Source organism: Endozoicomonas ascidiicola, from assembly GCF_001646945.1.
Taxonomy (GTDB): domain Bacteria; phylum Pseudomonadota; class Gammaproteobacteria; order Pseudomonadales; family Endozoicomonadaceae; genus Endozoicomonas; species Endozoicomonas ascidiicola.
On sequence record NZ_LUTV01000006.1, the window covers coordinates 171,729 to 184,874 of the forward strand.

A 13,146-nucleotide genomic window follows, 5' to 3' on the forward strand; every position below is an offset into this window, starting at 1 on the left:
GATATTTGGGCAAAAGAGACTGACGACATAAACAGCACTTCCAGACTGGATTCTGTGATTTTTGACTTTATTGCGGCCCATCTCCGGTTTTTACTTTCAAGTCCGACAGCCTCCTAGAAAAAAAGAAAAAACTGATATCAAAAATCTGACAGCCGAGTCATGCAAAAACACACCTTTACCTGATAGCCTTAAGCTTATTCCAGGGCTGAGGGGCTTCAAGAACTTAAATCGCACATGCTTCGTCAGCTTGCTCAACCCTATTACTGATTATTCACACCTGCGTTGATCAGATTCTTGATAAACAAGAACCATCCGATGTTGTCAGTGATGATATATCCACTGTCCAGAATGAACCAAGCGCACATATCGAAAAAAATGCTTGGGTTGATAGAATCGGGAATGAAAAAACAATTTCACAAAGTTGCAAACATGTTCACACAGGAAAATGAGGTTAATAGTGAACAAAAATGGTATGAAGATTTTATTCAATTATGCATAGAGGGCTCTGCAAAGTACTACTGTAATCTTATTGATTTATTCGATAATAAAACCGGCCGTAGAACTGTATTCGAACCAAAAGATCTTCAACAACAAGATTGTGCAGAGCTATTGAACAATTTACTTCTGACTTTACGTAATGAAGCGCAACAAATGAACTTTTCATTTATTCCAATATATGAAAAAAATTCAGTTTTAATGGTTGCACCCAGGTTATTCAGGACGAAGAGATCAATAACCCACTCTCTATTCTTCGCATCCCCATTCCAGACTCTGCTAACAATGAAGAGTTATCCCTTCAAAAGTTAGTTGATCTGTACACAAACTTTACTTCATCCGGCGGCACCAACTATAAAAACATTGATAGTCAGCGCTGGCTATTAACCCATGATCGATTCAAGAATCTAATTATTAATGATACTGCGCCAAAGATAATATTTATCGAGCCCGTTTTGAATGATAACCTTGACCAAAGAGGCGCTTTCAGAGAAAAGATATCCAAGGATACCTCAGCCTTCATCGAAATTCCTTTTACAAGCTTTGAAACCCAAAAAGAAACACGCTATCTATATGAGAAGGTAGGAATATCTTTCTTTGCTGAAGGCAGTTCTGACGGCACCTTTATCAGACACTATAGAACGGCTTTAAAACTCAGAGAAGATCACCCAGCCCTCAAGCCGGGGCAAAACCCTTGGGTGCTCTATGATGACAGTCGCGTTTATTCCATACCCACTGGTGAAGAACAAAACATACCAGGCATGGTACCTTCAATGGTTGCTTACAGACGAGTTCACCACAATGAGTCAGGCTCGTCATAAACCCCGTACCGCTTTGCCAAAACCTTAAACCATCCTGCCCTTTCTTCAGATTCAGAGATGGCCTGCTTTAACGCTTCATATTCAGCCCAAATTGGCTCCGTCAGTAACGCCTCTACTTCGTCAATTTCCTCATTAAAGTAATCATCAAGGCCTTCATCACTGAGGGTACTGGCATAATAAACATCCATTGGCAATTTGACTGCCGACGTCACCAGGCCCAACACTGAAAATGCAGTCACTGCAAACAACACCATTGGAGCTGAGGTAACAGCTCCCAAAAATGCACCGGTCATGCCACCAATCACTAAACCCAGATCAGTGGCGTTGGAGTCTTGCCCCATCATCATTTTCGCCAGCTTAACCGCCCCCCCAATTGCGCCACCAACAATGGCTCCCAGAAATGCAGGTACTGACATCGCCAATATGCCAGTGACGGTCGCGCCCAGCACGGCAAAATTTAAAATACGCTTTTTAATCGCATTTAGAGGATACACACATCGTTCATACAGAGAAGTGGTATTAACTGTCAGCTGTTCCTTTGGGCGAAAGAAGTTTTTAATATCACCTTTCCCCACCATTCGTCCAGAGCGAGCCCCTTGAGCACCGTTATCTACAACGGAAAAGCCACTAAAAAAGGAAAGTGGGTTGAAGCCAATGCTGAATGACATTATTTCCCCATCATGCACTAACGTATTAAGTAAGAAAGGATACTAAAACAACGGGGAGAAGATATCTCTAACATAGCAGTCAGTGATACTGACCAAACCCCTTGATAGCAAAGGGAGGAAAGCCGAACCGTCTTAACCCGGATATTTCATAAACATGCTCCCGTTCTCACTTGCCCTTTGCCGCACTAAGGGAGCTTTACTCAGTCGACCGTACTCCCCGGTACGGCGCTCCATCGCAAAATCCCTTAGTACGACAAATGCCTGTGCGAGATTCGGGGCAGTTTATGAAATATCCGGGTTAATAGATGGACATAAAAAAAGGGAATGCTAAAAATAGCATCCCCTTCTTCAGAAAGTAGCAAAGATCGAATTAGGCCAGAGCCGCTTTCGCCTTTTCTACCAGCTGACCAAAAACAGCCTTATCGTGTACAGCCAGATCAGCCAGTACCTTACGGTCGATTTCGATAGCCGCTTTCTTCATACCAGCAATGAAACGGCTGTAAGACAGACCATTCATACGGGCACCGGCGTTGATACGGGCAATCCACAGAGCGCGGAACTGACGCTTACGCTGACGACGGTCGCGGTAAGCATACTGACCAGCTTTGGTCACTGCCTGCTTGGCTACGCGGAATACACGTGAACGCGCACCGTAATAACCTTTAGCCTGCTTAAGAACTTTTTTGTGACGACGGCGTGCAATGACGCCACGTTTTACACGTGCCATGAGTTAATCTCCGAAAAAAATGAGCAAAAAGCGTTTTTGGGGTTAGTCGCGCAGCATACGCTTAACGAGACCCTGGTCAGCTGGGGATACCAGAGAGGTACCGCGCAGTTGACGCTTACGCTTGGTGGTCATCTTGGTCAGGATGTGACTCTTGAAGGCACCTTTACGCTTGTAGCCGGTAGCGGTTTTCTTAAAACGCTTGGCAGCTCCAGATTTGGTTTTCATCTTTGGCATGAAAAACACTCCGCATTCGCGATCACCAGTGTGCGAAACCAGTGTCGGGAGGTTAAAAATAAGCCCAACTGTAGCTATACCCGTCGCCTTTCAAGTTGCTACTTTGTTGGCTGCATTCGCTCACCCCAGTCACCTACTATTTGTAGGCTCTTGGGGATTCGCTCACTTGCCGCCGCGTAGAAACTTGAAATTCTTTGGGTATAAAAGCCCAGCAGGCGAAGCAAAGCAAAAACAACCGGCTTAAGAGCGTGAGCTCCCGGAGCCGGTTATCGTCGAATTACTTCTTCTTTTTGGGGGCAATAACCATGATCAATTGACGGCCTTCCATTTTTGGAAACTGTTCAACGGTTCCGAGTTCTTCCAGGTCTTTTTCAACCCGTTTCATCAGATCCATGCCCAGTTCCTGGTGAGCCATCTCACGACCACGATAGCGAAGGGAGACCTTCGCTTTGTTGCCCTCAGTCAGGAAACGTACCAGGTTGCGCAGTTTTACCTGGTAATCTCCTTCTTCAGTACCCGGGCGAAATTTAACTTCTTTCACCTGGATGACAGTCTGCTTCTTCTTAGCCGCAGCCTTCTGTTTTTTCGACTCGTACGTGTGCTTACCAAAATCCAGGATTTTGCAGACCGGCGGCTCGCTGGTCGCATTAATTTCAACCAGATCCAGCCCCGCTTCCTGAGCCATGGCCAGAGCATCAACTGTGTCTACAACTCCGACCTGTTCCCCGTCTGCCGCGATAAGCCGGACTTCTTTTGCACGGATATTTTCATTAATCGGAGCCTTTACCGGGCGGCGATCACGGAAGCTGTTGCGTCTGATGGTTGTATCTCCTGTGTAAGCAACATAGTACGCCCCGATGGTCGTCATCGATTTTACTCATCAACCGTCGGGACAATTTTTCAAGCAGGCTGGCAAGCCGAATGTTCAGGCTGTACGACCACGCTTGAGAACGTCAGAGTTAAGACGCTCTTTAAACTCGTCAATGGACATAACGCCCAAATCTTCACCGGTACGGGTACGAACCGCAACGGTATTGTTTTCCATTTCCTTATCGCCGATCACCAGCAGATAAGGCACCTTCATTAAGGTGTGTTCGCGGATTTTAAAGCCGATCTTCTCGTTTCTCAAGTCCGCTTTTACCCTAATACCCTTTTCAGACAACATTTTTTCCATATTTATGGCGTAATCTGCTTGTCTGTCGGTGATATTGAGGATCACAGCCTGAGTCGGAGCGAGCCAAACCGGCATAGCGCCTTCGTAGTGTTCGATCAGAATACCGATGAAGCGCTCGAAGGAACCCAGAGTAGCGCGATGCAACATAACCGGGGTTTTGCGCTCACCGCTTTCATCCACATATTCCGCACCGAGTCGACCCGGCATGGAGAAATCCACCTGAATAGTACCACACTGCCATACTCGACCGATGCAGTCTTTCAGGGAAAATTCGATTTTAGGTCCGTAGAATGCACCTTCACCGGGCAGTTCTTCCCATGGAAGCTCTGCAGCATTAAGGGCATCTGCCAGTGCCTTTTCGGCTTTATCCCATACCTCATCAGAACCTACGCGCTTTTCCGGTCGGGTTGAGAGCTTGTACAACATATTTTCACGGTCGAAACCAAAGTCATCGTATACGCTGTGCAGGAAGTCGATAAATTCAGATACTTCCTGTTGAATCTGATTTTCAGTACAGAAGATGTGGGCATCGTCCTGCACAAAACCACGGACACGCATCAAACCGTGCAGAGAACCGGAAGGTTCGTTACGGTGACAGGAACCAAATTCCGCCAGTCGCAGAGGCAAATCACGGTAGCTCTTTAAACCCTGATTAAAGACCTGCACGTGACACGGACAATTCATGGGCTTGATGGCCATGTCTTTGTTTTCGGAACTGGTGGTAAACATACCGTCGGCGTATTTATCCCAGTGACCGGATTTTTCCCACAGACTGCGATCCACCAGCTGAGGGGTTTTGATCTCATCGTAACCGGCCAGGCGCTGCTTGGTGCGCATGTACTGTTCCAGCTCTTGATAGATCGCCCAGCCATTTGGGTGCCAGAACACCATGCCTGGCGCTTCTTCCTGCATGTGAAACAGATCGAGCTTTTTGGCCAGCTTACGGTGATCACGCTTTTCCGCTTCTTCCAAACGATGCAAGTACGCCTTCAGGGCTTTTTTATCTTCCCAGGCAGTACCGTATACGCGGGTCAGCATTTCATTGTTGGAATCGCCACGCCAGTAAGCACCGGCAACCCGCATCAGTTTGAATGCTTTCAGTTTGCCTGTTGAAGGTACGTGAGGACCGCGACAAAGATCCATCCACTCACCCTGCCGGTAAACGGAGATTTCTTCACTGTCTGGCAGATCGTTAATGATCTCAACTTTGTATTCTTCACCCATGGCTTTAAACGCGCTGATCGCTTCGTCGCGAGTCATGACGGCACGTTCAATGGAGAGATCCTGTTTGGCGATCTCTTCCATGCGCTTCTCGATTTTAGCGAGGTCATCCATGTTGAAAGGACGCTCGTAGGAGAAGTCGTAATAAAAACCGTTTTCGATCACCGGCCCGATGGTTACCTGGGCACCCGGAAACAGATCCTGGGTCGCCATGGCCAGCAAATGCGCCGTGGAATGGCGGATCACATCCACACCCTCTTCGTCACGGGTGGTGATGATCGCTAATTCTGAGTCTTCAACAATTTTGGCGCTGGCATCCACCAGCTGACCATTGACTCGACCAGCCAACGTGGCTTTGGCAAGACCCGGACCGATGTCCTGGGCGACTTCCATTACAGATACTGCATCAGCAAACTCGCGCTTGCTGCCGTCGGGAAGCGTAATAACGGGCATGAAAGATTCCTTAGATTGTTTCACTTTTCAGTGGCAACCCGTACCGGGGGCTGCTTGTTCTTTAACCATTAACCCATACGCAGGGCTAAGGCTGTTAGCAGTGGCAATCCATACAAAGGATTGCATGAATTTTCTCAACGTCTAATCGGGAAATATCAATAAACAGAGGGAGAAAATCACAGATTAAGCACGATATCATCCTCGTTATAACGCCTCAGTGTCAAGCTTGAAGCAACACGATCATAGGCTTCATGGCTACCGGCAAACGTCATGACAAAGCACAAATCACAGTGCGCCATTTGTAAGCCGTCAGTTCTTTCACTACTTTCATTAAGTGCTTAGGAAGAGAGCGTGCCATAACCATCCTTTCAGACCGAAGCCACAGTTGTGTGAAGCCCATTGACAACAAAGTTGCCTTGTCATTGCACTTTGCAATACCCCTCCTATTTATAGTTTCTTCTTTAATGAGGATCGCTATGCTGCTGCACCTGTTCAAAACACATTCTCTTGCTTTTCGCCTTGTCGCAAAACCACTTTTCCTATTGACGACAATATTGATCGCCAACTCAGGTCATGGGTTCTATAAACACAATGGAACGCCAAACCTTGAGTACATATCTGGCGATTACACTGAAGAAATCGATTCAGATATTCCCGAACCGGCAAAAGAAGTGCTGGCGCTTCGCTTAACAGCATTGGAAAGCAAACTGACAGAAAGCATCAAAGCAATCAACAACCCAGAACTCACTGCATTTTACGATTCGGTGTTCAGCGCCCAGAGTCAATACTCACTGACATCACCGGAAGGTCTGATCCACTTGATCAAACAACCCAGTAAAGACAGCGCGCCTTTATCAGTAAAAGACAGCGCTCAAATATACCTGCAATTGATGTTTTTCCTGTCTGCCTATACACACCCGGAGGCCGAGGACTATATCTTATCGGACAAACTGTCCATTCTGCCCATCACGAACCTGCCATTAGACTTACCCAATGGCCAGTTGGTTAGCCTGTTCATTGATGAAAACCTGTTGACCGGAAAAGCCATCGCGCCGCCGGTCGTATCGCCAAGATCGGCCACCTACCTGTACCACTCTCCCATTGACGTTTATCTTGCTAAGCTGCCAGACAACACTGCGCTCAAATTATCTGAAAACAGTTATGAGGCCAGCGTCAAATTATTATTCCTTTTGTATACGGACTTCATGAACGATATGAAGACGCAACTGTCCAAAAAACCAGATGGGCAACAAACCGCTCACCCTGCCGCAAAACTTATCCCTATGTTTCGTCAATTCAAGGCTTTTCTGCAAGACCTTGAACCCTATCTGCCTCACAGCTTGATTGATCAATCAGGCTCAACCGCCAGAGCGCTTTCTGAAGCACTCAATACAAAAACCTCGCTGATTTACGATGGGCTTAACGATGAAACAGCTAACAAAAAAATACTGCAGGATTACAATACGATCCTGTCATTTATGCATTCAGTGGCAAATAAACTCAATGTACCGACCAAAGCATTATCACACCTGAGAATCACCTCCTCTGACGTGAAAAACTGCGCAACCTGCGTTCATATCAATATCGGAGAGCCTCGTGGTGCAAACTCTTCCATCGAGATGAATGAAGAACTCAATGATCATATGTATAAAGTGCAGGCCTTATTCAAAGGCATGCTCGATAAAGAGCGAACCGTCCATATCAACGTCATCAACTCTCTTGTTGCTCACATGAAAAACAACATGATCAACCGTATTAACGAAGAATTTGAAATCTGCCTGAAACAGATAGCGGAAGAGTACGAGCTGGCTGCAGCTGCTCTCTAAAGCGGCTCTGCAACATTGCGCCCGGAACATTCCGGGCGCAATTCAGTAACCCTGACATTGAGATAAAAACCAGACGCCTTCATTAAGCCGTTTTCAACAGCAACGATGTTTCAAGAGCGGTTATATGGCTTTCAAACTGCTGCAGTTCTGCCCTTTTGCAGACAGTGTAAAGATCAATATATGACTGAGGAATGTAATGTTTAAGCAACTGATTGCCGGCCAAACGAGACAAAGCATCCGCAGGCCTGTGAGGTAACAATGGCATATCATTATCAGCCCCTGGTAATGCTTCTGCCGGTGGCACCAATTCATTCTCGATACCATACAGCATACCAGCTAACACTGACGCCAGTGTCAGATAAGGATTGGCATCCGCTCCCGCTACCCGATGTTCAATTCGACGATCTTCACGACCACTGACCGGAATCCGTAAAGAAACCGTTCGGTTGTTATGTCCCCAGCAAGCCTGAAGCGGAACGTACATATCGGGCACCAGCCGCCGGTAAGAATTCACATTAGGGCATAACAAAGCCACGGTTTCTGGCATTAACTCAATGGAACCGGCAATGGCCTGTCGTAACAGAACGCTGTCCTCTCCATCGCTATTGGCAAACACATTCTCACCAACATCATCCTGAAGGCTGACGTGTATGTGCAGCCCATTACCCGGGTGTTCTTCGTAGGGCTTCGCCATAAACGTGGCTTCATAGTTGTAACGAGCAGCTACTTCGCGGATGAGACGTTTAAGCATAATGGCATGATCGCAGGCCGCCAGAGGATCATCCCCATGCTTCAAATTAATTTCAAATTGCCCCGGTGCCGCTTCGGCAACTGCGGAGTCCGCTGGTACGCCCTGTGATTTAGCCAGCTGATTCACATCATTAAGGAAGCCGGCAAAGTCGCCTAGGCCATCAACAGAATACACCTGTCCCATGGTTTCACGAACACCACTAACACAGCCTATTGGTGGTTGCAGGGTACCTTCTTTATTGCGCTCAGGATCCACCAGATAAAATTCCAGCTCCAACGCAACCACCGGATTCAAGCCCAACCCGTTAAATCGCTCAACAATGGGTTTTAAAACGTTTCTGGGTTCATAGGGAAAATCACTGCCTTCTTCATTCACCATGGTTAAAAACACCTGGGCAATTTTCTCAGGATCCGTTGCGGAGGGTGCCAGTGTGCCCAATAAAGGAAGGCAAAGGTTATCAGGCTCCCCAATGGTCATACCCAACCCTGCTTCTTCTATCGTCACACCGGTGATATCCAGAGAAAATACAGAGCAAGGGAGGTAGCAGCCATTTTCTATTTTCTTAAAAGAAGAGGCAGGAAGGCGCTTACCTCGAACAAAGCCATTAATATCGGGCAATAGTGTGTCTATGTATTCTGTCTGAGGATACCGTTCAAGATAATCAGCCAGCTCTTCGGTAAACTTAGGCATACAACAATCCTTTCATGTTCTGGAATCCCAGCCTCCAAGGCCTTCCCAATTATTATTATTCGTATACTTTCAGATCTCATACTGCCCAAAGAACCCGAAGCGTTCAATATTTTAAACACGCTTCCAGAAAAAATGACGCTGAAACGGTCACATTATCGATAACACCAGCGAAAAGCTAAAAAGACCGCTCAAGCAACACCTGCCAGCGAATTAAACTAATATTTATGTATTTTCAAGACATAAATCTATGAGATTTCATGTTAAATATTAATAAACCCCATGCAAATAAGATCACGGAGTTGAATATGCGGATTGGCGTACCCAAGGAAATAAAAAATCACGAATACCGTGTAGGCCTCACTCCAGCAGCGGTTGCTGAGCTGGTGAATAATGGACACCAAGTGTGCGTTGAAGATCAGGCCGGTGTCGGTGTTGGTTTCTTCAACGAAGATTACGAAGCTGCAGGCGCAACCATCCTTGGGACTGCCGATGCCATCTTTGAAGCCGCAGAGCTTATTGTCAAAGTGAAAGAGCCTCAGGCCGTGGAACGTGCCCGATTAAAGCCTCATCATACCCTGTTCACCTATCTACACCTTGCTCCAGATGTTCCACAGACCAATGACCTGATCAACTCTGGTGCCACATGCATCGCTTACGAAACCGTAACCGATGCCCACGGCCGTCTTCCTTTACTGGCACCAATGTCTGAAGTAGCCGGTCGTATGTCGATTCAAGCCGGCGCTCGCTGTCTTGAAAAATCCATGGAAGGCCGCGGTATGTTACTGGGTGGCGTTCCTGGTGTAGAACCAGCCAAAGTAGTGATTATTGGCGCTGGTGTCGTCGGTCAAAATGCCACTGCCATGGCTGTTGGCATGGGCGCCAACGTGGTTGTACTGGATCGATCGGTGGACGCCCTGCGCAAACTGGATGCCCAGTACGGCAACCGTGTTCGCACGGTATACTCCACAGCGCTTTCCATCGAGCAACATGTTCTGTCTGCTGACCTGGTCATCGGTGGTGTTCTGCTGCCAGGTGCCGCTGCTCCGAAGCTGATCACCAAAGCGCTGGTAGAAAAAATGAAGCCAGGCTCTGTGATTGTGGATGTTGCCATCGATCAGGGTGGTTGCGCTGAAACGGCCAAGGCCACCACTCATGCTGAACCAACCTACATTGTTGATGATGTGGTTCACTATTGTGTTGCCAACATGCCGGGCGCTGTTGCCAGAACCTCTACACTGGCACTGAACAACGCTACCCTCCCTTATGTTCTGCAAATTGCTAATAAAGGTGCTCGCAAGGCACTGGAAGACAACCCTCACTTGCTGGAAGGCCTGAATGTCTGCAAAGGCATCGTCACCTGCGAATCCGTTGCTGAAGCTCAAAACCTGGCATATAAGCCTGCCGCAGAAATGGTAAAAGAGATTTAATCTCTGCATTGATGGCCTTCAATGAAGGCCGTCAGATCTATTTACCCCTGTTTTATTCCCCTACTGTATTTCCTACTCTAAAGTAACCACCAGCCCAATATCTGAACGGTTATCAACACTGAAATCCCCTGTAAGAATGTCGCTATCGTTATAGATTTTAAAGCCGTCATCGTATCCATCCCCGAAAACTCCGCGATCACCCAGAAGAAGCTGTCGTTCACGTGGGCAACTGTCATTGATCCACCGCCACAAGCCAGTAACGCAAGCATCCTTCCGGTTACTGAATCCAACCCCAATAATGGCAATAATGGTTCAATCAAAGCCGATGAAGTGATCAGCGCAACGGTTGCCATACCTTCAGACGTTTTAATAATGGCACCCATTAAGAAAGGTAAAAACAAACCAAACCCCACCAATAACTCATTACTGGTCAGCAGTTGGGAGAAATCGCTGGCTCTGAGAACCAACCCAAACGCGCCGCCACATCCTACTATCAAAGCTATTTTCCCACCCGCCTCTAGGCCTTTAGTCATATAGACTTCCAGCCCATCTCTTGGCGACTTGCTAATCAGTGGCCAGCAACAGGCCAAGCCAACCAATAAGGCATTAGCAGGCTGCCCAAAAAAGACCAGCCATTGCCAAATGCCATCTTCTCCTTTTCCGACCAGACCAGAAACGGTAATTAATAGAATGGGCGCCAGAACCGGCAGAAAAGACACGAAGAACCCAACCTGGCGCTGTTTTTCAGGCTGATCCGGAAAGACTTTACGCTCAAACTGCCCCTCTTTAACCTCGTAACGCTGCGAGTAAAGCCCCCATAAGAAGCCTACAACCACAGCCACTACCGAAACAGCCATACCGGAGAGCATAACTAACGGTAAATGATCACTGATCTGCAAGTTCGCAGCAGCAGCCAACGGACCCGGCGTAGGAGGAACCAGTGTGTGGGTGGCATAAAGCGCCGTCCCCAGGACAGTACTGAGAAACACCGGAGAGGCTTTGTGGGTTTTCACCAGGTGTTTGCGAATCGAATTGAGAATGATAAAACCAGAATCACAATAGATAGGGATTGAGACAATATAGCCAGTAATAGCAAGGGCAAGCGCTGGAAACCGCCCACCCAATAGCCGGACAACTCCATTAGCAATACTGATGGGTGGCGCCAGAATATTCCAGTATAAAACCCAGTAAGGCGCCTAAGGCAACAGTCAGGCCGATATCACGCAGGGTGGCACCAAATCCCTCCATCACCAGTGACATCAACACTTCTGGCGACAAGCCAAAAATGAGCCCTGCACAATAGCTTGACGTCAGTAAGGCCAGAAATGAGGGCCACCGAAGTTTCACAGTCAAGAAAATCAAAAGCGCGACAGAAATGATAAAGCCACTGATGGTTATCAGCATTTATACACCACGATTATTTATAATAAACCCCTGATCATAGACTCTCTTTTTCAGTGTGCCGGTTTTATGTTGACGTTATCTCGGCACTATTGCACCGCCCTGAGCCCTATTCCCTGCTGTAAATTAGCTAAGAAGCCCTGTAACCCTGTCAAAAAACAGACTTTCCTCAGCCGTGATCTTATTTTTAATAATCTCTAACGACGTTTAAAAAATCTCGTATCTATACTCAGTAGAAATTCCCGGCAATGGGGATCTATAAAAAACCAATCGAACCATGGATGGAGATGTACCATGCTAAGGCAACTGAAATTAACCGCACTTTTTACTGCAGCGTTCATTCTAACCGGCTGTAGCGTCATGAAAACCAGCAGCCAAATGGTCGCTGAAGACTCCCCCCATAAGAAAAGCTGGTCCCAATGTGCCTTTGAAGGCGGCATGACCCTTGGTGTACCTGCCGCCCTGCACAGTCTGGGAGCCGGTGGTGCCGCCGCGGTTGCTGGCGCCATGGTTGCAGGCATCCACTGCGCTATTGCTGACCAAACACCAACGGCTATCCACTTCGGCTTTGGCTCCACTCATCTGGACGTAAATGATCGGATGATACTGGACGCTGTTGCTGCCCGCCTGGGTAAGAATAAGCGCGTCGAGCTGATCGGACATACCTGTAATATCGGACCCGATCAGGTGAACCAGGTGCTTTCTGAAAATCGTGCCAGCGCCGTTAAAAATTACCTGATGACCCGAGGCATTTCAGCCAGCCGTATCCAAACCAAAGGTATTGGTTATCGCAAGCCTGCTTTCAGCAACAAAAAGGAAAAGACCCGCATGAAAAACCGTCGGGTTGAAATGATTATCCATCGTTAATCGTTGATGGGTTTGACACAAAAAAGGTACCAGAAATGGTACCTTTTTTATTTTTATTACTGGCTTCGTTGAATTTAGAGCGTCATCACTTTCAACAGATCCAAAGCACTGATCAAACCTTTCAGGCTGCCATTTTCCGTGACCATTACCCGATGAATACGGCCTTTTACCATAGCTTCAGCCACATTATACGCGATGTTCGACTTGCAGATTTTTAACTTTGCATGGAAGTAAGTCCAACTAAAACTTTAAAAGCTGTACCAAAGTGGAGTTTCACTGATTTTTAAGCAGCAGCAATCAGGCTTTCAAACTGAATCGGTGCTTTCCCTGCACTGATATTCAGATATGAACCCATATTGTGTGCCAAAAGCTTCCTGGCTATACGCGAAGT

13 protein-coding genes are annotated in these 13,146 nt (G+C 47.2%); 5 read left to right on the plus strand and 8 right to left on the minus strand.

The features are described from left to right. The first annotated feature begins 399 nt into the window (after positions 1–399). Together AKL11_RS17735 and AKL11_RS17740 are read left to right on the plus strand one after the other, a co-directional pair. Complete coding sequence (locus tag AKL11_RS17735) at positions 400–807, plus strand: hypothetical protein (RefSeq protein ID WP_157673642.1); 408 nt, start codon at positions 400–402, stop codon at positions 805–807. Between the two features lie 143 nt (positions 808–950). Further along, on the plus strand, positions 951–1,316 hold the full coding sequence (locus AKL11_RS17740; RefSeq protein WP_067519998.1) for a hypothetical protein: 366 nt from the start codon (positions 951–953) through the stop codon (positions 1,314–1,316). Here AKL11_RS17740 and AKL11_RS17745 read toward each other — a convergent pair. From AKL11_RS17745 to thrS, 5 genes are all read right to left on the minus strand, one after another. Beyond that, positions 1,289–1,984: a hypothetical protein gene (locus AKL11_RS17745; RefSeq protein ID WP_067520000.1), complete on the minus strand. Its 696-nt coding sequence runs from the start codon at positions 1,982–1,984 to the stop codon at positions 1,289–1,291. The genes AKL11_RS17740 and AKL11_RS17745 overlap by 28 nt on opposite strands. 370 nt (positions 1,985–2,354) lie before the next feature. Continuing rightward, the gene (gene rplT, locus AKL11_RS17750; RefSeq protein WP_067520002.1) at positions 2,355–2,711 is read right to left on the minus strand and encodes a 50S ribosomal protein L20; all 357 of its coding nucleotides are present in this window, start codon (positions 2,709–2,711) and stop codon (positions 2,355–2,357) included. 42 nt (positions 2,712–2,753) lie between these two features. Beyond that, positions 2,754–2,945, minus strand: a complete 192-nt coding sequence (rpmI, locus tag AKL11_RS17755) for a 50S ribosomal protein L35 (protein WP_067520004.1) — start codon at positions 2,943–2,945, stop codon at positions 2,754–2,756. 277 nt (positions 2,946–3,222) lie between these two features. Beyond that, positions 3,223–3,813 carry a translation initiation factor IF-3 gene (gene infC, locus AKL11_RS17760; protein ID WP_095210488.1) on the minus strand — a complete coding sequence of 197 codons (591 nt, stop codon included), beginning with the start codon at positions 3,811–3,813 and terminating at the stop codon, positions 3,223–3,225. 57 nt (positions 3,814–3,870) lie between these two features. Next, positions 3,871–5,793, minus strand: coding sequence for a threonine--tRNA ligase (gene thrS / locus AKL11_RS17765; protein WP_067520008.1), 1,923 nt, complete (start codon positions 5,791–5,793; stop codon positions 3,871–3,873). Between the two features lie 476 nt (positions 5,794–6,269). Here thrS and AKL11_RS17770 point away from each other — a divergent pair, with 476 nt between their 5' ends. Continuing rightward, positions 6,270–7,619: a hypothetical protein gene (locus tag AKL11_RS17770; RefSeq protein ID WP_067520011.1), complete on the plus strand. Its 1,350-nt coding sequence runs from the start codon at positions 6,270–6,272 to the stop codon at positions 7,617–7,619. Between the two features lie 82 nt (positions 7,620–7,701). Here the strand turns inward: AKL11_RS17770 and AKL11_RS17775 are convergent, their stop codons facing one another. Continuing rightward, positions 7,702–9,060 carry a glutamine synthetase family protein gene (locus tag AKL11_RS17775; protein ID WP_067520013.1) on the minus strand — a complete coding sequence of 453 codons (1,359 nt, stop codon included), beginning with the start codon at positions 9,058–9,060 and terminating at the stop codon, positions 7,702–7,704. A gap of 305 nt (positions 9,061–9,365) precedes the next feature. On the opposite strand from AKL11_RS17775, the gene ald reads away from it, so the two are divergent. Then, a complete protein-coding gene (ald, locus tag AKL11_RS17780; RefSeq protein WP_067520549.1) occupies positions 9,366–10,487 on the plus strand; it encodes an alanine dehydrogenase in 1,122 nt (373 codons plus the stop codon). Positions 10,488–10,564: 77 nt separating this feature from the next. Here the strand turns inward: ald and AKL11_RS17785 are convergent, their stop codons facing one another. Continuing rightward, the gene (locus tag AKL11_RS17785; RefSeq protein WP_157673643.1) at positions 10,565–11,611 is read right to left on the minus strand and encodes a GntP family permease; all 1,047 of its coding nucleotides are present in this window, start codon (positions 11,609–11,611) and stop codon (positions 10,565–10,567) included. A gap of 16 nt (positions 11,612–11,627) precedes the next feature. Further along, positions 11,628–11,891, minus strand: a complete 264-nt coding sequence (locus tag AKL11_RS24725) for a GntT/GntP/DsdX family permease (RefSeq protein WP_095210490.1) — start codon at positions 11,889–11,891, stop codon at positions 11,628–11,630. Positions 11,892–12,248: 357 nt separating this feature from the next. On the opposite strand from AKL11_RS24725, the gene AKL11_RS17790 reads away from it, so the two are divergent. Then, positions 12,249–12,755: an OmpA family protein gene (locus AKL11_RS17790; RefSeq protein WP_216636816.1), complete on the plus strand. Its 507-nt coding sequence runs from the start codon at positions 12,249–12,251 to the stop codon at positions 12,753–12,755. The last annotated feature ends 391 nt before the right edge of the window (positions 12,756–13,146 follow it).